We start from the raw sequence: 20,106 nt of genomic DNA on the forward strand, positions 1-20,106 counted from the left end.
CGGTGTGGGTCGTCGCCGCAGCGTCACCCACCGGTAATTCCCGTACCGCTCGACGGGCGTCCGACCGCACAGGTCGGGCGCCCGTTTCGCGTACGCCCGATCGTCTCGGTGCGCCCGGTTTCGCCCCCGCGCCCGGCCGCGCGTGATCGACCCGCTGCGGTACCGTCGCCTCTCTTTCGCCAACCGCCCACTGTCGTAAAGGAATTTTTCCTACTAAGGTGCGGCGGAGAAGGTTAGTGCCAAGCGGCGCGAGGGAGATGTGGCGTGAACAGGTGGAAGCGGCTGGCCCCGGTCACCGCCGTCGTGGCCTCGGCCGCGATGGTCCTGGCCGGTTGCGGTGGCTCGGATGACGACAAGGCCGCCGACAACAGCAAGCTGACGGTCTGGATGATGGGCGAGGGCAGCGAGGCGCAGACCAAGTTCCTCGACGGCGTCGAGACCGAGTTCCGGCAGAAGCACCCGGACACGGACGTGGTGGTCCAGTACATCCCCTGGCTCGAGGCGCCGAAGAAGTTCCAGGCCGCGCTCGCCGGTGGCGAGGGGCCGGACATCACCGAGCTGGGCAACACCGAGACCCAGGGCTGGGCGGCGCAGGAGGCGCTGGCCGACGTGACCGACCGGATGAACGGCTGGACCGAGGGCAAGGACCTCCTCCCCGACCTGGTCAAGAACGCCCAGCTCGACGGCAAGCAGTACGGCGTCCCGTGGTACGCCGGTGTCCGGGGGATGTACTACCGCGCCGACTGGTTCGCCGAGGCGGGTGTCAAGCCGCCGACCAACTGGGACGAGCTGGTCGCCGCCGCCAAGACCGTGCAGGCCAAGAAGCCGGGCACCTACGGCATCGCACTGCCGGGCAACTCCGAGCTGCCGTTCTACTCGTTCCTGTGGGGCGCCGGCGCGGAGATCGCCACGCAGCAGGGCGACTCCTGGAAGTCCGGCTACAACACGCCCGAGGCGCAGAAGGCCGTCAAGTTCTGGACGGACCTGGTGACCGTGCACAAGGTGGCCCCGCCGGCCGCCGCGGGCTGGAACGAGATCGACGCCCGGACCCAGTTCGCCACCGGCAAGGCGGCGATGGCCTTCGGCGGCAGCTGGCAGCAGGGCGCCATCAAGAAGGACAACCCGGAGATCGAGAAGGTCTGGGGTACGTTCCCGATCCCCGGCCCCGACGGCAAGGCGGCACCCGGCTTCGCCGGCGGCTCCGACGTCGCGGTCTGGAAGGACAGCGAGCGGCAGGATCTCGCCTGGGACTACCTGACCGTGCTGGTGAACAAGAAGAACGACCAGGCCTTCGCCGACAGCCTCGGCTTCTTCCCGGTCTACAAGGACCTGGTCGGCGGCGACAAGTACGCCAACGACAAGATCATGTCGGCGTTCGCCACCACGATGCAGAACACCAAGCTCACGCCGCTCACCCCGAAGTGGGTGGAGGTCAGCCGGACCAAGACGGTGACCCAGGCGATGAACAGCTCGGTCATGAAGGGTCAGAAGACGGTCGAGAAGGCTACCGCCGACGCGGCCGCGGAGATGGAAAGCATCCTCAACGCCAAGTGACCACGCTGACCGAGGCGCCGGAGACGGCCGCCGCGCGGGAGACCCCCGCGCGGCGGCGTCGCCGGGTGGACCGCCTGCCCTACCTGCTGCTCCTGCCCTGCCTGGTGATCATCGGCGTGCTGCTGCTCTGGCCGCTCGGCCAGGTGGTGGTGATGTCCTTCCACCAGCTCAACAACGTCCGACAGTTGCGCGGCGACCGTGAGTGGCCGTGGGTGGGCTTCGGCAACTACGCCGAGATCCTCAGCGATCCGTTCTTCCTGACGGTGCTGCGCAACACCGTGCTCTTCGCGGTGGCCAACGTCGTGCTCACGATGATCCTGGGCACCCTGGTCGGGCTGCTGCTCAACCGGCTCGGCAAGAAGATGGCCGCCTTCGTGGCCAGCTGCGTGATGCTCGCCTGGGCCACCCCGGCGCTGACCGGCACGATCGTCTGGAAATGGATCTTCGACGACACCAGCGGCCTGGTCACCTGGTTGTTCAACGCGCTGCCCGACGGGCTGTCGCAGAGCCTCTTCGGGCGCAGCGACTGGACGGGCTACGGCTGGTTCAACTCGCCGCTGCTGTTCTTCTCGATCCTGACGCTGGTGGTGGTCTGGCACTCGTTCCCGTTCATCGCGGTCAGCGTGCTCGCCGGGCTGAAGAGCGTGCCGAGTGAGCTGCACGAGGCGGCCCGGGTCGACGGAGCCGGACCGTGGAAGGTGTTCTGGAAGATCACCTTCCCGCTGCTGCGGCCGGTCTTCGGGATCCTGATCGTGCTCTCCACGATCTGGGACTTCAAGGTCTTCACCCAGCAGTTCGTGCTGGCCGGCGGCACGCAGGACCGGCCGACGTTCATGCTCTCCATCTACTCGTACGCCGAGGCGTTCTCACCCCCGCCGAAGTACGGTCTCGGCGCCGCGATCGCGGTGATCCTCACCCTGATCCTGCTGGTGGTGACCGGCCTCTACGTCCGCATGGTGCTCAAGCAGGAGGAGGACGCGTGACCCGACGCGGAGGCGGCGGGGGCGCGAAGCGACTCGCGCTCAACGGCGCGGGGCTGCTGGTGGCGCTCTTCGCCGCGTTCCCGGTCTACTGGATGATCGCGACCTCGCTGAAGCCGAGTTCGGAGATCTTCTCGTCCACCCCCCGGCCGGTGCCCACCGAGCCGACCCTGGAGCACTACCGGCAGATCCTCACCGGCAACCTGATCCCGGGCGTCACCTTCGGCGACTTCTTCCTCAACAGCGCGCTGGTGGCGGTCGCCACCGTGGTGCTCAGCGGTCTGGTGGCGCTGCTGGCCGCCACCGCCGTGGCCCGGTTCCGGTTCAAGCTGCGGACCACCTTCCTGATCATGCTGCTGATAGTGCAGATGATCCCGCTGGAGGCGCTGGTCATCCCGCTGTTCCTGATGATCCAGCGGCTCGGGCTCTACAACACCCTGCCGAGCCTGATCCTCACCTACCTCGGCTTCTCGCTGCCGTTTGCGGTCTGGATGCTGCGCGGCTTCGTCGCCGCGGTGCCCAAGGAACTGGAGGAGGCCGCCGCCATCGACGGGGCCAGCCGGGCGCAGATCTTCCGCAAGGTCCTCTTCCCGCTGGTGGCGCCCGGCCTGGTGGCGACGAGCATCTTCTCGTTCATCACCGCCTGGAACGAGCTGATCTTCGCGCTGACCTTCATCAACGACCAGGAGAGCTACACCCTGCCGGTCGCGATGACGTTCTTCTTCGGCCGCGACGACACCGCCTGGGGCCCGGTGATGGCCGCGTCCACGCTGTTCACCCTGCCGGTGATCATCTTCTTCCTGCTGGTGCAACGGCGGATGGTCTCCGGGCTGGTGGCCGGCGCCGTCAAGGGCTGACCCCCCGCACGGGGAGGAGCCGGCCCTGGCCGGCTCCAAACGCGCAGTGCAAGGAAGGGCCCTCGTGTACGAGGGCCCTTCCTTCGCGTGTCGGGGGCGTTCGGCAGCGGGCTAGGCTGACCGCCATGACGGGCAGGCTGGCTTCGGTGAACCTCGGCGGCGTGACCGAGGCGGAATGGGCGGGCGACGCGAGCGGCCGCAGCGGCATCGACAAGCGGCCCGTCGGCGGCCCGGTGCTGCTGCGCGTGGACGGGGTGGCCGGCGACTTCATCGGCGAACGCGCCCACCACGGCGGTCCGGAGCAGGCGGTCTACGCGTACGCCGAGGAGGACGCGTCCTGGTGGGCGGGGGAGATGGGCCGCAGCATCCGCCCCGGCGGCTTCGGGGAGAACCTGACCACGTACGCGGTGGACGTGACGGGGGCCGTGATCGGCGAGCAGTGGGCGGTCGGGTCCGCGCTGCTCCAGGTGACCAAGCCGCGCACGCCGTGCACCACCTTCGCCGGCTTCTGGGGCGTACCCGACCTGATCAAACGGTTCACGGTACGGGCGACGCCCGGGGCGTACCTGCGGGTGCTGCGCGAGGGGGAGGTCGGCGCGGGGGACCCGGTCGAGGTGGTGGACCGGCCCGCGCACGGGGTGACGATCGGCGAGGTGTTCCGGGCCCTGAGCCTGGAGCCTGAGCTGCTGCCCCGGCTGCTCGACGCGCCCGACCTGCCAGACGGGGTCCGGGAGAAGGTGCGCCGCCGGCTCGCCGGCCGGAGCTGACGGCGGGCGGGTGAACGGGAACGGGCCCCGTCCCGTGGGGGAGGGGGCCCGTCCGACGTCGGCTCGGCGCGCGCCGGGTGACCGGCTCAGCGCAGCCAGGGCACGTTGCGGTCGAGCAGGCCGCGCTGCTTGAGCTCCTTGCGCAGCGGGATCTCGTCGTCGATGTAGCCGTCCCAGTTGATGCCCCAGTAGTTGGCGGTGTGGGTGCCCTCACCGCAGAGCTGGCGCTGCACCGGCGTGCGGTTGGCCCACCACTCGCCGTCCTTGTCGATGTGCAGCTCGTCCAGCGGTCGGATCCACCGGTAGGTGTAGCCGACGAAGAGCATCTTGCGGGTGATGGTCGACAGGTTGGTGGACCGCGAGTGCCACTGGCGGCGGTCGAAGATGAAGGCGTCACCGGGGTTGGCGGTGATCTCCACCGTGCCCTCCGGGTCCGGGTTGTGCACGGAGGTGTCCGCCGGGCGGGGCAGCGAGTTCCACAGGTGGCTGCCCGGGATCACCTTGGTGGCGCCCCGGCCGTTCTCCGACAGGTCGGAGAGGACGTAGGCCACCTTGAGCGAGAACATCGGCCGGGGCAGGTTCGGGTCCATCGTCTCCGGGTCGGAGTTCTGCCGGTAGCCGTCCTGGTGCCACCCCCAGTAGGGCTTCTCCGGCTCCGCCGCCGGCGGGGTGACGTCCAGGTGGTTGTGGTGGGTGTAGATGTTCCAGCCGGCCAGGCCCCACATGTACGGGAAGGCGATCGGGTGGGTCAGCAGGTCGCCGAAGAGCTCGTCGCGCTCCAGGAAGCCCAACAGGTGCAGGGTGCCGTCCTTGGTGGTGGTGCCCTTCGCCTTCTCCTCGGCGTAGACGCGGTCCACCGCCGCCTCCAGCGCCGCCCGGTGGTCCTCCGTCAGGACGTTGCGCAGCAGGAGGAAGCCCTGCTCGTGGAACTCCTTGCGGTCGGTGTCACTGATCGGTTCGTAACCGGTCCGGTCGCCGTAGTCGAACACTTCGACGTACCCCTCCCCATGAGGCGAAACCATTGCTGGCACAGGCCGCCGATCGTAACCCGCTGGTTTCGGGGCGGGGTACTGCCCAGCACGATATGCGACCGTTGTCCGGACTGTGGGGAGCGGCGCGGTGACGATCTGTCAGAGCCGGGTGGCGTGGCGAGAGTTATCGCCGGTAATGCCGGTTTATGCGGTGACTGCCGGTAAGGAGATCGGGGGCCACTACGCCTCGGCGAAGACCTCCGCGACGACCCGCCCGGTGGCCGGCGTGTCGTCGGTCCGGTTCCAGGTGCCGTCGCGGGCCGTCCACTCCAGGTCGCCGAAGCGCACCCGCTTCACGCCGTGGTCCTGGGCGTGCGAGACCAGCCAGTGCGCGTACCGCCAGCCCCGCAGCTCGTCGGCGGCCGGGACCGTCAGGCCCGTCAGGTCCGCCGCGGTGGTCGCGCCGGCCAGGCCCCAGTCCAACGACAGGCCGCGGGTCAGCGCGGTCGCCGCGGCCTCGCCGCGCATCGCCGGGTCGCGGCCCACCGTGCAGGCGACCGCGCCGGTGGCGTGCCCGACCAGGGCCCGGGTCAGCACCTCGGACTCGTCGGCCCACTTCTCGTACGCCTCCGGGAAGGCCGAGCGCTGCACCTTCTGCGCCGCGTCGGTGACCCGCATCTGCTCCCAGCCGCGCACCTTCTTCAGCCCGGCGTAGAACTTCCTGGCCGCGTAGCGGGGGTCGCGGATCTGCTCCGGGGTGCCCCACCCCTGGCTGGGGCGCTGCTGGAACAGCCCGACCGAGTCGCGGTCGCCGCCCGCGAGGTTGCGCAGGCCGGATTCCTGGTAGGCGGTGGCCAGCGCCACGACGACGGCCCGCTCGGGCATCTTCCGCTGGATGCCGATGGCCGCGATCGTCGCCGCGTTGGCCATCTGGTCGGGGTCCAGCGCCACCCGGCCGTCCGCCTGCACCGTGCAGGTCCGGCTGGCCAGGGGAAGGCGCAGCTGCCCGCCCATCTGCCGGATGACGATCCAGATCCCGACCGCGACGAGGACGACGAGGACGACACCGCCCGCCACGACTGCCCGAGTACGCACCCACACCCCCTGATCGACAGTCCGACAAGCGTACGTCCCTCGTGGTGCCTTCCGGGTCGTCCGACCGGTTCTCCAAAAGCGCCGGGGCGTGGCACCGACCGCCGGGGCGGACGCCCGGCGGGCCGCCGGGACGCAACCCGCAGTCCCCGCTCACCGCGCGGCCACACCCCGCCCGACGCCACCCGGTGTTACCGGTCGGCGCCCGCGTCGCCGTCGGCGGGCACCCAGCGCGCCGGCCGCTTCTCCCGGAACGCCAGGACGCCCTCGCGTCCCTCCTCCGACAGGAAGTACCCGGTCGAGAGGGTGGACAGGTCGGCGATCTCCGCCCGCAGGTCCGTGGCGGGCGGCCGGCGCAACAGCTGCTTCGCCCCGGCCAGCGCGCCCGGTGCCCCCCGCACCAGAGAGTCGCAGTACCCCGCAACCGCCGCGTCCAGTCCGTCCGCCGGCACGGCGGCGGTGACCAGGCCGATCTCGGCCGCCCGCCGGCCGTCGAAGGTGTCGCCGGTCAGGTAGAGCTCGGCCGCCGCGCGGGGATGCAGGCGGGGCAGCACGGTCGCGGAGATGACCGCCGGCACCACGCCGATCCGCACCTCGGTGAAGGCGAACGTCGCCTCCCGCGCGCACACCGCCAGGTCGGCCGCCGCGATGAGACCGAGGCCGCCCGCCCGGGCCGGGCCGGCCACCTTCGCCACCACCGGCTTCGGGCACTCCCAGACCGCCGCGAGCACGTCGCCGAGCATCCCGGCCGGCACGCTCCCGCTGGCGTACGCGGCGGCCGTCTCCTTCAGGTCGGCGCCGGAACAGAAGACCGGGCCCGCGTGGTCGAGCACGACCACGCGTACGGCGTCGTCGGCGACCGCCTCGGCGAGGCCGGCCAGCAGCTGGGTCATCAGCGGCGTGGAGAGCGCGTTGCGATTGTGCGGGCTGTCCAGGGTGAGGGTGGTCACCCCACGGGCCGTGGCGACCCGCACGAGCACGTCTGGAGAGGTCATGCCGGGCACACTAGTGGCCATGCCCGGCGTCCTTCCAGAAGGCGAAACCGTCCCCGTCGACGGCTCGCTGCCCGCCACCGCCACCCGAGCCGTCGGCGCGCGCGGCTTCGGCGTGTACGTGCACGTGCCGTTCTGCGCCAGCCGCTGCGGCTACTGCGACTTCAACACGTACACGGCCGCCGAACTGGGCGGCGGGGCGGGCCGGGAGGACTACGCCGACACCGTGCTGGCCGAGCTGGCGCTCGCCCGCCGGGTGCTGGGCGACGCGCCCCCGCCCCGGGTGGACACGGTCTTCGTCGGCGGCGGCACCCCGACCCTGCTCCCCGCCGACGACCTGGCGCGGATCCTCGACGGCATCGACCGCACCTGGGGGCTCGCGCCCGGCGCCGAGGTGACCACCGAGGCCAATCCGGAATCGGTCACGCCCGAGTCGCTGAAGGCGCTGCGGGCCGCCGGCTACACCCGGATCTCGCTGGGCATGCAGTCCGCCGCGCCGGGGGTGCTGGCGATCCTCGACCGCACGCACAGCGCCGGCCGGGCCGTCGCCGCCGCCCGCGAGGCCCGCGACGCCGGGTTCGACCACGTCAACCTGGACCTGATCTACGGCACGCCGGGGGAGACCGAGGCGGACTTCGCCGCCTCCCTCGACCAGGTCGTCGCCGCTGGGGTGGACCACGTCAGCGCGTACGCCCTGATCGTGGAGGACGGCACGCGGCTGGCCGCCCGGATGCGGCGCGGCGAGCTGCCGTACCCCTCCGACGACGTCGCCGCGGACCGCTACCTCGCCGCGGAGGCCGCCCTCGGTGCGGCCGGCCTCTCCTGGTACGAGGTGTCGAACTGGGCCCGCGACGAGGCGGCCCGGTGCCGGCACAACCTGCTCTACTGGACCGGCGCCGACTGGTGGGGCCTCGGCCCGGGGGCGCACAGCCACGTCAGCGGCGTGCGCTGGTGGAACGTCAAGCACCCCACGACGTACGCGAAGCGGCTCGCCGGCGGCGAGTCGCCCGGCCTGGCCCGCGAGGTGCTCACGGCCGACGAGGCGCACATGGAGGACGTCATGCTCCGACTGCGCCTCGCCTCCGGGCTGCCCCTGGACGCCCTCGACGACGCCGGTCGGGCCGGTGCCGCACGGGCCCTCGCCGACGGGCTGCTGGCCGCCGACGAGCACGCGGCCGGCCGGGCCGTGCTGACCCTGCGGGGCCGGCTGCTCGCCGACGCGGTCGTCCGCGACCTGCTGCCCTGAACCGCGTGCCTGGGCCGGCCGGGGGAGCGGCCGACCCGGGTCACTTGGTGAAGGTGTAGGTCAACGGGTAGCGGTAGAGCACGCCCTCGTTGGCCTTGAGCCCGCCGATGATGCCGAAGATCAGCGGCACCAGCCAGACGAGCATGGGGACGAAGAACAGCACCCCGCAGGTGATCAGCGTGACCACCCAGCTCAGCACCCCGACGATCGTCCAGGTGAGCTGGAAGTTCAGCGCCGCGGCGGCGTGCGCCCGGGCGGTCGGCGACTGCTGCCCCCGGACCATCAGCGCGATGAGCGGCGCCAGCCAGCCGAGCATGCCGCCGCCGACGATCACGCCGGCCGCGCCGCCGAAATGGGCGATCAGGGCCCAGTTCTTGTCCTCGTTGCTGGCGTAGCCGCCCGTCGGTGGTCCGTAGCCGCCACCGGTCGGATAGCCGGCCCCCGGCGCTCCGTAGCCGCCGGGCGGTCCGTAGCCGCCGGGCGGCGGGTAGTCGCCGGGCGGTCCGTAGCCACCGGGCGGTGGGTAGTCGCCGGGCGGAGGGTAGCCGCCCGACGGCGGCTGGTCACCGGTGGGCGGCGGATAGCCACCGGGTGGAGGATGGCTGCCCGGGCCCGGTGCCCCGGACAGTGGTGCGGTGGGGTCGCCGGAGCCGGCGGGGCCGGGAACCCCCGACGGGGCGGTCGGGTCCGGCGGGAAGCCGGGGTCCCCCGCTCCGGGAGGGCGAGGTGGTTCAGTCATGAAGGTCACGGTAGGGGCAGCCGGCAAGGCGGCACCAGCGCGACACCGGCCGGGACGCCCGGAACACCGGCCCCACGGGGGCGTCGGGTGGGCCCGCGCGGTCGCCGATCGGACTGATCACCCCAGGTCGATCATCGCGCGGGCGGCCCCGCCGACGTAGACTGGCACTCGCTACAGTCGAGTGCCAGCAGCCCGCCCCGGCCCCCCGAGTGCCGGGGCCGACGTGCGACAGGAGGTGGGGAGGATGGGTCTCGACGACCGCAAGCTCGCCGTGCTGCGCGCGATCGTCGAGGACTACGTCGCCACGCAGGAGCCCGTCGGCAGCAAGGCGCTTGTCGAGCGGCACCAGCTGGGGGTCTCACCGGCGACCGTCCGCAACGACATGGCCGTGCTGGAGGAGGAGGGCTACATCCGCCAGCCGCACACCAGTGCCGGCCGGGTGCCCACCGACCGGGGCTACCGGCTCTTCGTGGACCGGCTGTCCCGGGTGAAGCCGCTCAGTCCGGCCGAGCGCCGGGCGATCGAGCGTTTCCTGGTCGGCGCCGTCGACCTCGACGACGTGGTGCACCGCACCGTCCGGCTGCTGGCGCAACTCACCCGGCAGGTCGCCGTCGTGCAGTACCCGAGCCTGGCCCGTTCCTCGGTGCGTCACCTGGAGCTGGTGCCGATTTCCACCACCCGGCTGATGCTGGTCATGATCGCCGACACCGGCCGGGTCGAGCAGCGGCTGGTCGAGCTGCCCGCGCCGATCCCCGCCGACGACGTCATGGACCTGCGCCGGCTGGTCAACGAGAAGCTGGTCGGCACCCGGCTGTCGGAGACCCCGCCGCTGGTGCAGGCGCTCGTCGAGGAGTCGGTGCCCCACCTGCGCCCGGCCATGACCACCCTCTCCACCGTGCTGCTGGAGACGCTGATCGAGCGGCACGAGGAGCGGATCGCGCTGGCCGGGACGGCCAACCTCACCCGCGGCGGCCTGCTCGACTTCCAGGGCTCCCTGCGCCCCATCCTGGAGGCGCTGGAGGAGGAGGTCGTCATGCTCAAGCTCATCGGCGAGGCGGAGCCGAGCACGACGCGGGTGCTGATCGGCGACGAGAACGAGATCGACAACCTGCGCGCCGCCTCGGTGGTCAGCACCGGCTACGGGCCGGGCGCGACCAGCGTCGGCGGCCTCGGCGTGCTGGGGCCGACCCGGATGGACTACCCCGGCACCATCGCCACGGTGCGGGCCGTGGCACGCTACGTGGGCGAGCTGCTGGCCCAGAACTGACCAGTCAGGGCCGACGGCCGGCTCCGGCCGCCGACCGGCGCAACGCGAGACGAACATGAGGACACGGAACGCAGTGGCCAGGGACTACTACGGCATTCTCGGCGTGAGCCGGGAAGCCTCCGACGACGAGATCAAGCGCGCCTACCGCAAGCTGGCGCGGCAGTTCCACCCGGACGTGAATCCGGATCCGGAGGCCCAGGAGAAGTTCAAGGACATCAACGCCGCGTACGAGGTCCTCTCGGACGACCGGAAACGGCAGATCGTCGACCTGGGCGGTGACCCGCTCGCCCCCGGGGGCGGGGGTGCGGGTGGCCCGGGCGGCCCCGGCGGCGCCGGACCGTTCGTCGGCTTCCAGGACATCATGGACGCGTTCTTCGGCGGCGCGGCCGGCGGTTCGCGGGGTCCGCGACCGCGTACCCGGCCCGGCGCCGACGCCATCCTGCGGCTGGAGCTGGACCTGCACGAGACCGCGTTCGGCGTCGAGGCGCCGATCACCGTCGACACCGCCGTGCTCTGCACCACCTGCTCCGGCGCCGGCACGGCGGCCGGCACCCACCTGGCCACCTGTGAGGCGTGCGCCGGCCGGGGCGAGGTGCAGTCCGTGCAGCGCACCTTCCTCGGCCAGGTGGTCTCCGCCCGGCCGTGCACGGTCTGCCAGGGCTACGGCACCACCATCCCGCACCCGTGCCCGACCTGCGCCGGCGACGGCCGCGTCCGCACCCGCCGCTCGCTGACCGTCAAGATCCCGGCCGGTGTCGAGGACGGCATGCGCATCCGCCTCGCCCAGCAGGGTGAGGTCGGCCCGGGCGGCGGCACGGCCGGCGACCTCTACGTGGAGATCCACGAGCGGCCGCACGACGTCTACTCCCGCAAGGGCGACGACCTGCACTGCCGCGTCACGGTGCCGATGACCGCGGCGGCCCTCGGCACCCGGCTCACCATCAAGACGCTGGACAGCGAGGAGACGGTCGACGTCAAGGCCGGCACCCAGCCGGGCAGCACGCTGCGGCTGCGCGCCCGGGGTGTGCCGCACCTGCGTGGCACCGGCCGGGGTGACCTCTACGTCCACCTCGACGTGCGCACCCCCACCAAGCTCGACGCCGACCAGGAGAAGATGCTGCGCGACTTCGCCAAGACCCGGGGCGAGGAGGTCGCCGAGCTCACCAAGCAGGGCGGCTTCTTCTCCCGGATGCGCGACGCCTTCAACGGCCACGCCTGAGCGGCCTGACCGCCCCGGCGTCCGCCGGGGCGGCTAGCCTGATCGTCGTGTCCGCGCCGCTGTTCCTGGTCGAGTCGCTGCCCACCGCCGACCAGCTCACCCTGGGCGGCCCCGAGGGGCACCACGCCGCCACGGTGCAACGACTGCGCGTCGGCGAGGAACTCCTGCTCGCCGACGGCCGGGGCGGCACCGCGTCCGCGGTGGTCACGGCCGTCGGCCGGGGCAGCCTCGAACTCGACGTCATCTCCCGGGGGTACGTCGACGCGGCCGTCCCCCGGCTCGTCGTGGTGCAGGGCATCGCCAAGGGCGACCGGGGCGAGCTGGCCGTGCAGGCGATGACCGAGGTCGGGGTGGACGAGATCGTGCCCTGGGCGGCGTCCCGCTCGGTGGCGCAGTGGCGCGGCGACCGGGGCGCCCGGGCCCGGGAGAAGTGGGTGGCGACGGCCCGCGAGGCGGCGAAGCAGGCCCGCCGGTCGTGGCTGCCCGTGGTGGCCGGCGCCCCCGACGAGTCCACCGCGACGGTGGCCCGCCGGATCGCGGGCGCCGCCGCGACGTTCGTCCTGCACGAGGAGGCGCGGGAGCGGCTGACCACCGTCGAGCTGCCCGCCGCCGGTGAGATCGTGCTGGTCGTCGGCCCGGAGGGCGGCATCGCCCCGGCCGAGCTGACCGCCTTCGCCGAGGCCGGCGCCCGGCCGGTGCGCCTGGGGCCCTCGGTGCTGCGTACGTCGACCGCCGGGGTGGCCGCCCTCAGTGTCCTGGCCACCCGCCTCGGCCACTGGTGACCGTCGGTACGCCGCAGCCGCATCGGGTTCCTTCCGGAGCTGTGCTCATCCCCGTGCGCCGGGCCGCTCGCGGCGGCGACGTGAACGCCTCGGGGGCTCAGCGCCGCAGCACCGCCATCGTGCCAGGGCTGTCGCGCATTCCGGTGGTCGGCGGCGGCGTCACGCCCGCGTGATCGCGGCGAGTCACTGCCGATCCGTCGGAGTGGCTTGACAGGGCCCCCTCACGCCTTCACCCTTTCACTATTGAAATAGTGAAAGGGGGCGGAGTTGATCGAGTTCCATCTGGATCGTGGGTCCGGGGTCTCCACCTATCTACAGCTCGTCCACCAGGTGAAACACGCGCTCCGGCTAGGGGTTCTTCAACCCGGCGACAAGCTTCCCACCGCCAAGGAGGTGGTGGCGCGGTTGGCGATCAACCCCAACACGGTGCTCAAGGCATACCGGGAGCTCGAGCGGGAGGGCCTCGCCATCGGCCGCCCGGGGCAGGGCACGTTCGTCCGTCGGTCGCTGCGGACCGCCGACGCGGGTGAGCAGGCCCGACTCGCCGCCCAGCTGTCCGCCTGGGTCGGCCAGGCCCGCCGCGCCGGCCTGGACCAGGAGGACGTGGAGGCGCTGTTCGCGTCGGTGTTGATGGATTCGTTCCGGCGGTCGGCGTGAGGACGAGTGAGGATGCGGTGGTCGTGAACATGCCAGGACTGGGCAGGTCTCCGGAGGAGCATCCGGCCCATGCGCGACGGGAGGGCAATGCGCTGGAGGCGACCGGGCTCGGCAAGCAGTACCGCCGTACCTGGGCGCTGCGCGAGTGTTCGGTGGCCGTACCGGCCGGTCGGGTCGCCGCGCTGGTCGGCCCCAACGGAGCGGGCAAGACGACCTTCCTCCACATGATCGTCGGATTGCTGCAACCCACTCGGGGGTCGGTCCGCGTCTTCGGCACGACGGTGGGACGCGACGGCGCCGCGCTGTCCCGGATCGCGTTCCTGGCCCAGGAGAAGCCTCTCTACGACGGTTTCACCGTCGCGGAGATGATGCGGTTCGGCCGGGTGATGAATCCGAACTGGGACGACGACCTGGCCCGCGGCAGGCTCGACGAGTTGAGGATCCCGCTCGACCGGCGGGTGGCGAGGCTCTCCGGCGGCCAGCAGACCCAGGTGGCGCTCACCCTGGCGATCGCCAAGCGGCCCGACCTGCTGGTGCTGGACGAGCCGCTCGCCGACCTGGACCCCCTGGCCCGACACGACGTGACGAGCAGCCTGATGTCCGCCGTGGCGGAGACGGGCATGACCGTCCTGCTCTCCTCGCACGTGGTGCCCGACCTTGCGGGCACCTGCGACTGGTTGGTCGTTCTCAACGGCGGCCGTGTGCAGGTCAGCGGGGACATCGACGACCTGCTCTCCGAGCACCGGCTGCTGACCGGTCCGGCGGACAGCGCCGAGGCGGTGGCCGCCCAGTTGCCCGTCGTAGCCCGTAGCAGCACCGGCCGGCAGGCCACGATGCTGGTCCGCGGCGCCGGTGCCGTTGCGGACCAGCGGTGGACCGAACGTCCCCTGTCCCTCGAGGACCTCGTCCTGACCTACCTGCGTGACCCCGACGCCGCAGCGCTGCCCCGCCCCAACATCGTCCGGGCGAACTGAGAAGGAGAGCAAGATGGTCTGGCTGACCTACCGTCAGCACCGCGCCCAGCTGCTGGTCACGTTCGGGGCGTTGATTCTGCTCGGCGGGACACTCCTGGTCTCCGCCCTCGAAGCCACCTCGTGGGCGGCAGGCCACGCTCCCGACGGTTGCCCGGGATCGTCGCCGGTGTGTCACGACTTCAACCGCGGGATGTTCGACCGTTACCACGCCGTCTACCAGGTCTTCGGCTACCTGCCCCTGGTGGGACCGGCACTGATCGGTGCCTTCTGGGGTGCGCCCCTCGTGGCTCGGGAGATGGAGCGCGGCACGTTCCGCATGGCCTGGACCCAGTCCGTGACGACGCTACGCTGGATCCTCGCCAAGCTTGGCCTGCTGTGCGTGGCCGTCGTGGTCGCCGGGGCAGCCCTGGCGGTGATGGTCGGTCGGTGGAACGCGGTGTTCGAGGGTGCCTTCCCTGACTCCTCCTTCACCAACCCCGGCAAGTTCAACATCGTCGGCCTCGCGCCTGCCGCGTGGTGGCTCTTCGCATTCGCAGTCGGCGCCGCCACCAGCGCCATCCTGCGCCGCACCGTGCCGGCCATGGCGGTCACCGTGGCGGTGATCGCCGTTGCCATCCCTGCGGTCATCGTCAGTCACGACCTCTACGCCAAGCCGGACCGGCAGGTCGGCGTGAGCCGGGACGCTCTCATCGCCAACGGGGACGTCATCGTCGCCGAGATGCGGGTGGCCCCGGACGGCCGGGTGGCGGACGGCGCGCTGTCCAGCGTGTGCCCACCCGCCGCCGGCGTCGACCCGTCGTCGAGCCGGGCCGAACTCGCCGAACAAGACTGCCTGCTCGCCAAGGGATACCAGGCGGCCTTCGACGTCCATCCAGCCAGTCGATTCTGGTTGTTCCAGTCGCTCCAGGCCCTCCTGCTGGTCGGCGGCGCTGTCGTCCTGCTCGTCGTCACGGTCCGCCGGACACTCCGGCTGCACTGAATCGTGAGCCAGCCTGTATTCGATACAGGACAGATCCTTTCGTACCCTGCTGTGGGCTGACCGCGACGACGGTGACCTCCGGCCCGGAGGCCGCGGCCCGACGGGTCGGTCACCAGCGGTGCGGGGCCCGTCCTTGACCGTCGCCGGCCAGGACATCTCGTCCGGCATGATCGGGGCGCGCGTCCGGCGGGGGTCAGAGCCTGGGAAAGACGTGCACCGTCTGCTCCTCCGGGTCCAGGTCCAGCCCGGCCGGGCCGATGATCAGCGGGTCCGGTACGCCGACCACCTCGTGGTCCTTGTCGTAGTAGTCGAAGCGGCTCAGTACGTGGCGCATCGCCTCGATCCGGGCCCGCTTCTTGTCGTTGCTCTTCAGCACCGTCCACGGTGCGTCGGCGGTGTCCGTGTAGAAGAACATCGCCTCCTTGGCCTCGGTGTACTCGTCCCACTTGTCGAGCGAGGCGATGTCCATGTCGGAGAGCTTCCACTGCCGCACCGGGTCCACCTGGCGGACGGCGAACCGGGTGCGCTGTTCGTTCTGGGACACCGAGAACCAGAACTTGACCAGGCGGATGCCCGAGCGCACCAGCATCCTCTCCAGTTCGGGGGCCTGGCGGAGGAACTCGAGGTACTCCTTGCGGGTGCAGAAGCCCATCACCCGCTCCACCCCGGCGCGGTTGTACCAGGACCGGTCGAACAGCACGATCTCGCCGGCCGCCGGCAGGTGCCCGAGCCACCGCTGGAAGTACCACTGGGTGGACTCCCGCTCGTTCGGCTTGGCGAGGGCCACCACCGACGCGCCGCGCGGATTGAGGTGCTCCATGAAGCGCTTGATCGTCCCGCCCTTGCCGGCCGCGTCGCGCCCCTCGAAGAGGATCACGAGCCGCTCACCGGACTCCCGGATCCAGTCCTGGAGCTTCAGCAGCTCGATCTGGAGCAGCCGCTTGTGGTGGTCGTACTCCGTGCGCTCCATGCGCTCGTCGTACGGGTAGTCCTCCCGCCAGGTGTCCACCGGGCTGCCGTCCGGGCGCAGCAGTACGGGATCGTCGTCGTGACCGTCGACCACCTGGTAGTCGTCGGTGAGGTCCAGCACGCTGTCCGTCATGCCGGCAACCCTTACCCCGGCACTGCCCACCGTCACCCCCGCCACGCTGGGAGTTTGTTGAGGAACGAAGCCGGTCAGCTGCGCAGGTAGGAGGCGCCGTTGAGGTCGACGATGGTGCCGGAGGCCCACTCCGCCTGCGGGGAGGCGAGCCAGTGCACGGCGGCGGCGATCTCCTCGGGGCGGGCCACCCGGTTGAACGGGCTCTGCGCCCGGATCGCGGCGCCCCGCTCCCCGCTCAGGTGTCCGGTGGTCATGTCGGTCTCCACGAAGCCCGGGGCGACCGTCGCGATCGTGATGCCGTACGGGGCGAGGGCCACCGCCAGCGACTGTCCCAGCGCGTTCAGCCCCGCCTTGCTCGCCCCGTACGCCGGCTGCTCCGGCTCGCCCCGGAACGCCCCGCGGGAGGAGACGTTGACGATCCGGCCGCCCCGGTCGCGCATGTGCTGCGCGGCGCACCAGATGACGTTGCCCGCGCCGGTCAGGTTGGTCTCCAGCACCTGCCGCCACTGCGCGCGCCACTGCTCGTAGGAGGCGCCGAAGACCGGGTGCGGGGCGTCCCGCTCGCCGTACACCCCGGCGTTGTTGACCAGTACGTCGAGCCCGCCGAGCAGGCCGGCCGCCTCGTCGACCATGGCCCGTACGGCGTCCGGGTCGGTCAGGTCGGCGCGGACCACGACGTGCCCCTCGCCGGGCAGTTCGGCGCGCAGCCCCCCGGCCAGTTCCGCCGAGTCCCGGTGGTGGATCGCCACCCGGTCGCCGCCTGCCGCGAACGCGGTCGCCACCGCCCGCCCGATGCCGCGCGAGGCTCCCGTCACCAGTACCGCCCGTGAAGTCACGCCGGCCATCATGCCTGGCCCACCCCCGGTGCGAGGAAGGGACCCTTCCGCTACCGAAGGCGTTGACAGGTGCCCTTCCTTACACTGCCCCGCATGGGAACCGACTGCCTCTTCTGCCGCATCGTCGCCGGGGAGATCCCGGCCACGATCGTCCGGGAAACCGCCACCACGCTCGCCTTCCGCGACATCGACCCGAAGGCGCCGGTGCACGTGCTGGTCATCCCGAAGGAGCACTACGCCGACGTGGCGGCGCTCGCCCAGGGCGATCCGGCGCTGGCCGGGGAGGTGCTCGCCACGGCCGCCGCCGTGGCCGAGGACGAGGGACTGCTCGGCGACGGCTTCCGGCTGATGTTCAACACCGGCGCGTACGGCGGCCAGGAGGTCTTCCACGTGCACGCGCACGTGCTCGGCGGGGCGCCGCTGGGCCCGATGCTGGCCCGGAACCTCGCGTGACGGTGGTCGACGACCGCCTGTCGCGGATGGTCCGGACGGTCCAGGCGCAGGCCCGGGTGCCGGCGGTGTCGGCGGCCCTGCACCGGGCGGACCGCCCGCTCTGGACGTGCGCCGTCGGCGGGACCGGCAACGACACCGAGCTGGGGCCGGGCACCCGGTTCCGGATCGGGTCGGTCACGAAGACGCTCACCGCCGTGCTGACCCTCCAGTGCCGCGACGACGGCCTGCTGGACCTCGACGACCCGCTGGGCCGACACCTGGACCCGCCGGCCCACGGCGAGCTGACGGTGCGCCGGCTGCTGTCGCACACCGCCGGCCTGCAACGCGAGCCGTACGGCGACGTCTGGGACACCCTGCGCATGCCGGACGCCGACGGGCTGGTCGCCGACCTGGCCCGGGCCGAGCGGGTGCTGCCCCCGGGCCGCCGCTACCACTACTCGAACCTCGGCATGGCGCTGCTCGGCCGGCTCGTCGGCCACCTGCGGGGCGGCACCTGGGCGGAGGTGCTCGCCGAGCGGGTGCTGACCCCGCTGGGGCTGGCCGGGACCTCGACGGAACCCGGGCCGCACGCCGCGACGGGGTTCCTGGTCGACGCCTACTCCGACGAGGCACGCCCCGAGCCGCCGACCGACTTCGGGGCGGTCGGCCCGGCGGCGCAGCTCTGGAGCACCGCCTCCGACATGGCCCGCTGGGCGGCCTTCCTCGCCGACCCGGCGGCGCTGGACCCGGCCGGCGCGGTGCTCGCCCCGGCCACGCTGGAGGAGATGCGCTGGCCGGCGACGGTCACCGACGAGACGCTCTGGGCCGACGGCTTCGGGCTCGGCCTGATCCTGGTGCCGCAGGGCGAACGGATCATGCACGTCGGGCACTACGGCGCGATGCCCGGCTTCCTGGCCAGCGTCTACGGACGGCGGGGCGGGGAAGGCACCCCCGGCGCGATGGGCGTCGCGGTGCTGGGCTCCTCCGGCACCGCCGGCGAGGTCCTCGACCTGCCGCACCGGCTGCTGGCTGCCGCGGTCGAGCACGACCCCGCCGACGTCACACCGTGGCAGCCGGGCCCGCCCGCCCCCGAGGGCGTACGCGGGCTGCTCGGCCGCTGGTGGGGGGAGGGTTTCGAGTACGTCTTCTCCTGGCACGACGGCGAGCTGCGGGCCCGGGGCGCCGACGATCCGGCGGGCAAGCCGCCGTCGGTCTTCGTCGCGCTGCCGGACCGGCCGGACGTGTTCCGCACGGTCTCCGGCCGGGAGGCGGGGGAGCTGCTCCGGCTGACCCGGGACGAGCACGGCACGGTGGTGCGGATGCACTGGGCGACCTACCGGTTCACCCGGCACCAGGAGACCTTCGAGCGGTACGACTTCCGAGCCGGCTCCTGACGCGCGCGACCGGACGGGCCGAGGACCTGCCCCGTCCGGTCCGCCCCGGCCGCGGAAGAGGTGACCGGTCCGCTCGTGCCCCACGCGCGGAAATGGGCAGGGTGCCACCGCTGTTGGAAAGATAAGATGGCAGTAACGTCAGCGCGCCGCGCCAGCAGGCCGGCGCCGAGATCGAGAGCAGGTGCGCAGGGCCCCTCGGCCCGACCTATGACCGGCACCCCACCTCCCGGCCCGCCCCGGGTGCAGACCAGGATCACCGTCCCGGATTCCAAGATCATGGTCAACCTGCTCGGCGCGGGTGACGAGATCCTGCGACTGGTCGAGCGCTCGGTCGACAGCGACGTGCACGTCCGGGGCAACGAGATCACCATCACCGGCGCCCCCGCCGACAACGCCCTCGCCGAGCGGATCTTCAGCGAGCTGCTGGAACTCATCGAGAAAGGCGAGACCCTGACCACTGACGCCGTGCGGCGTACCGTCGGCATGCTCGAGCAGGGCGGCGCCGAGCGGCCCGCCGAGGTCCTGACGCTGAACATCCTCTCCCGGCGCGGCCGCACCATCCGTCCCAAGACGCTGGGACAGAAGCGCTACGTCGACGCGATCGACGCGCACACCATCGTCTTCGGCATCGGCCCCGCCGGCACCGGCAAGACCTACCTGGCGATGGCGAAGGCCGTCCAGGCGTTGCAGGCCAAGCAGGTCAGCCGGATCATTCTCACCCGGCCGGCGGTCGAGGCGGGCGAGCGGCTCGGCTTCCTGCCCGGCACGCTCAACGAGAAGATCGACCCCTACCTGCGCCCGCTCTACGACGCGCTGCACGACATGCTCGACCCCGACTCCATCCCCAAGCTGATGGCAGCGGGCACGATCGAGGTCGCGCCGCTGGCATATATGCGGGGAAGAACCCTAAATGACGCGTTCATCATCCTCGACGAGGCGCAGAACACCACGCCCGAGCAGATGAAGATGTTCCTCACCCGGCTCGGCTTCAATTCCAAGATCGTCGTCACCGGTGACGTCACCCAGGTGGACCTTCCCGGCGGCACGACCAGCGGCCTGCGGGTGGTCCGGGAGATCCTGGAGAACGTGGAGGACGTGCACTTCGCCGAGCTCTCCAGCTCCGACGTGGTCCGCCACCGGCTGGTCGGGGAGATCGTCGACGCGTACGCCCGCTGGGACGAGCGGGAGAACCAGCAGGCGCAGAGCGTGCACGCCGTGCCGGGGCGGTCCGCCCAGGGCGGCCGGGCCGGCCGGCGCCGCTAGACC

At 72.0% G+C, this 20,106-nt stretch carries 20 protein-coding genes; 14 read left to right on the top strand and 6 right to left on the bottom strand.

The annotated features are described in order from the left end of the window. Positions 1-264: 264 nt before the first annotated feature. From ABZ573_RS26925 to ABZ573_RS26940, 4 genes are all read left to right on the top strand, one after another. Positions 265-1,554: a sugar ABC transporter substrate-binding protein gene (locus ABZ573_RS26925; RefSeq protein WP_358121797.1), complete on the top strand. Its 1,290-nt coding sequence runs from the start codon at positions 265-267 to the stop codon at positions 1,552-1,554. Beyond that, complete coding sequence (locus tag ABZ573_RS26930) at positions 1,551-2,537, top strand: sugar ABC transporter permease (protein ID WP_151452808.1); 987 nt, start codon at positions 1,551-1,553, stop codon at positions 2,535-2,537. The genes ABZ573_RS26925 and ABZ573_RS26930 overlap by 4 nt, the downstream gene beginning before the upstream one ends. Beyond that, positions 2,534-3,391 (top strand): carbohydrate ABC transporter permease, encoded by an 858-nt coding sequence (locus ABZ573_RS26935; RefSeq protein ID WP_151452809.1) that lies wholly within the window; start codon positions 2,534-2,536, stop codon positions 3,389-3,391. The genes ABZ573_RS26930 and ABZ573_RS26935 overlap by 4 nt, the downstream gene beginning before the upstream one ends. 125 nt (positions 3,392-3,516) lie before the next feature. After that, a complete protein-coding gene (locus tag ABZ573_RS26940) occupies positions 3,517-4,158 on the top strand; it encodes an MOSC domain-containing protein (protein WP_151452810.1) in 642 nt (213 codons plus the stop codon). 86 nt (positions 4,159-4,244) lie between these two features. Here ABZ573_RS26940 and ABZ573_RS26945 read toward each other — a convergent pair whose 3' ends face one another. The 3 genes from ABZ573_RS26945 to ABZ573_RS26955 all read right to left on the bottom strand — a co-directional run bounded on the left by ABZ573_RS26945 (position 4,245) and on the right by ABZ573_RS26955 (position 7,216). Further along, complete coding sequence (locus tag ABZ573_RS26945; protein ID WP_357577604.1) at positions 4,245-5,147, bottom strand: phytanoyl-CoA dioxygenase family protein; 903 nt, start codon at positions 5,145-5,147, stop codon at positions 4,245-4,247. A gap of 222 nt (positions 5,148-5,369) precedes the next feature. Continuing rightward, positions 5,370-6,230 carry a hypothetical protein gene (locus ABZ573_RS26950; protein WP_192581257.1) on the bottom strand — a complete coding sequence of 287 codons (861 nt, stop codon included), beginning with the start codon at positions 6,228-6,230 and terminating at the stop codon, positions 5,370-5,372. A gap of 182 nt (positions 6,231-6,412) precedes the next feature. Continuing rightward, positions 6,413-7,216 carry an enoyl-CoA hydratase-related protein gene (locus ABZ573_RS26955; protein ID WP_358121801.1) on the bottom strand — a complete coding sequence of 268 codons (804 nt, stop codon included), beginning with the start codon at positions 7,214-7,216 and terminating at the stop codon, positions 6,413-6,415. Positions 7,217-7,235: 19 nt separating this feature from the next. Between ABZ573_RS26955 and hemW the strand changes: the two genes are divergently transcribed. Continuing rightward, the gene (gene hemW / locus ABZ573_RS26960) at positions 7,236-8,459 is read left to right on the top strand and encodes a radical SAM family heme chaperone HemW (RefSeq protein WP_358121832.1); all 1,224 of its coding nucleotides are present in this window, start codon (positions 7,236-7,238) and stop codon (positions 8,457-8,459) included. A gap of 40 nt (positions 8,460-8,499) precedes the next feature. Here the strand turns inward: hemW and ABZ573_RS26965 are convergent, their stop codons facing one another. Continuing rightward, positions 8,500-9,198, bottom strand: a complete 699-nt coding sequence (locus ABZ573_RS26965) for a DUF4870 domain-containing protein (RefSeq protein ID WP_358121803.1) — start codon at positions 9,196-9,198, stop codon at positions 8,500-8,502. 244 nt (positions 9,199-9,442) lie between these two features. On the opposite strand from ABZ573_RS26965, the gene hrcA reads away from it, so the two are divergent. The 6 genes from hrcA to ABZ573_RS26995 all read left to right on the top strand — a co-directional run bounded on the left by hrcA (position 9,443) and on the right by ABZ573_RS26995 (position 15,076). Continuing rightward, the gene (gene hrcA / locus ABZ573_RS26970) at positions 9,443-10,465 is read left to right on the top strand and encodes a heat-inducible transcriptional repressor HrcA (protein WP_358121805.1); all 1,023 of its coding nucleotides are present in this window, start codon (positions 9,443-9,445) and stop codon (positions 10,463-10,465) included. A gap of 73 nt (positions 10,466-10,538) precedes the next feature. Beyond that, positions 10,539-11,684: a molecular chaperone DnaJ gene (gene dnaJ / locus ABZ573_RS26975; protein ID WP_192581261.1), complete on the top strand. Its 1,146-nt coding sequence runs from the start codon at positions 10,539-10,541 to the stop codon at positions 11,682-11,684. Positions 11,685-11,731: 47 nt separating this feature from the next. Beyond that, positions 11,732-12,466, top strand: a complete 735-nt coding sequence (locus ABZ573_RS26980; protein ID WP_151452816.1) for a 16S rRNA (uracil(1498)-N(3))-methyltransferase — start codon at positions 11,732-11,734, stop codon at positions 12,464-12,466. A gap of 267 nt (positions 12,467-12,733) precedes the next feature. Next, the gene (locus tag ABZ573_RS26985; protein WP_151452817.1) at positions 12,734-13,123 is read left to right on the top strand and encodes a GntR family transcriptional regulator; all 390 of its coding nucleotides are present in this window, start codon (positions 12,734-12,736) and stop codon (positions 13,121-13,123) included. Between the two features lie 29 nt (positions 13,124-13,152). Continuing rightward, complete coding sequence (locus tag ABZ573_RS26990) at positions 13,153-14,097, top strand: ABC transporter ATP-binding protein (protein ID WP_151452837.1); 945 nt, start codon at positions 13,153-13,155, stop codon at positions 14,095-14,097. A gap of 13 nt (positions 14,098-14,110) precedes the next feature. Then, the gene (locus ABZ573_RS26995; protein WP_358121808.1) at positions 14,111-15,076 is read left to right on the top strand and encodes a hypothetical protein; all 966 of its coding nucleotides are present in this window, start codon (positions 14,111-14,113) and stop codon (positions 15,074-15,076) included. Positions 15,077-15,269: 193 nt separating this feature from the next. Here ABZ573_RS26995 and ppk2 read toward each other — a convergent pair whose 3' ends face one another. Both ppk2 and ABZ573_RS27005 read right to left on the bottom strand, forming a co-directional pair. Then, positions 15,270-16,178, bottom strand: a complete 909-nt coding sequence (ppk2, locus tag ABZ573_RS27000; RefSeq protein ID WP_151452819.1) for a polyphosphate kinase 2 — start codon at positions 16,176-16,178, stop codon at positions 15,270-15,272. 74 nt (positions 16,179-16,252) lie between these two features. Continuing rightward, positions 16,253-17,014, bottom strand: coding sequence for an SDR family oxidoreductase (locus ABZ573_RS27005; RefSeq protein ID WP_327029321.1), 762 nt, complete (start codon positions 17,012-17,014; stop codon positions 16,253-16,255). 93 nt (positions 17,015-17,107) lie between these two features. On the opposite strand from ABZ573_RS27005, the gene ABZ573_RS27010 reads away from it, so the two are divergent. The 3 genes from ABZ573_RS27010 to ABZ573_RS27020 all read left to right on the top strand — a co-directional run bounded on the left by ABZ573_RS27010 (position 17,108) and on the right by ABZ573_RS27020 (position 20,103). After that, on the top strand, positions 17,108-17,467 hold the full coding sequence (locus tag ABZ573_RS27010) for a histidine triad nucleotide-binding protein (protein WP_327029320.1): 360 nt from the start codon (positions 17,108-17,110) through the stop codon (positions 17,465-17,467). Further along, complete coding sequence (locus tag ABZ573_RS27015; protein WP_151452822.1) at positions 17,464-18,840, top strand: serine hydrolase domain-containing protein; 1,377 nt, start codon at positions 17,464-17,466, stop codon at positions 18,838-18,840. The genes ABZ573_RS27010 and ABZ573_RS27015 overlap by 4 nt, the downstream gene beginning before the upstream one ends. 207 nt (positions 18,841-19,047) lie before the next feature. Continuing rightward, positions 19,048-20,103 (top strand): PhoH family protein, encoded by a 1,056-nt coding sequence (locus ABZ573_RS27020; RefSeq protein ID WP_151452823.1) that lies wholly within the window; start codon positions 19,048-19,050, stop codon positions 20,101-20,103. The last annotated feature ends 3 nt before the right edge of the window (positions 20,104-20,106 follow it).

Origin of the sequence: Micromonospora sp. NPDC007220 (assembly GCF_040634035.1) — a bacterium.
GTDB lineage: Bacteria > Actinomycetota > Actinomycetes > Mycobacteriales > Micromonosporaceae > Micromonospora > Micromonospora reichwaldensis.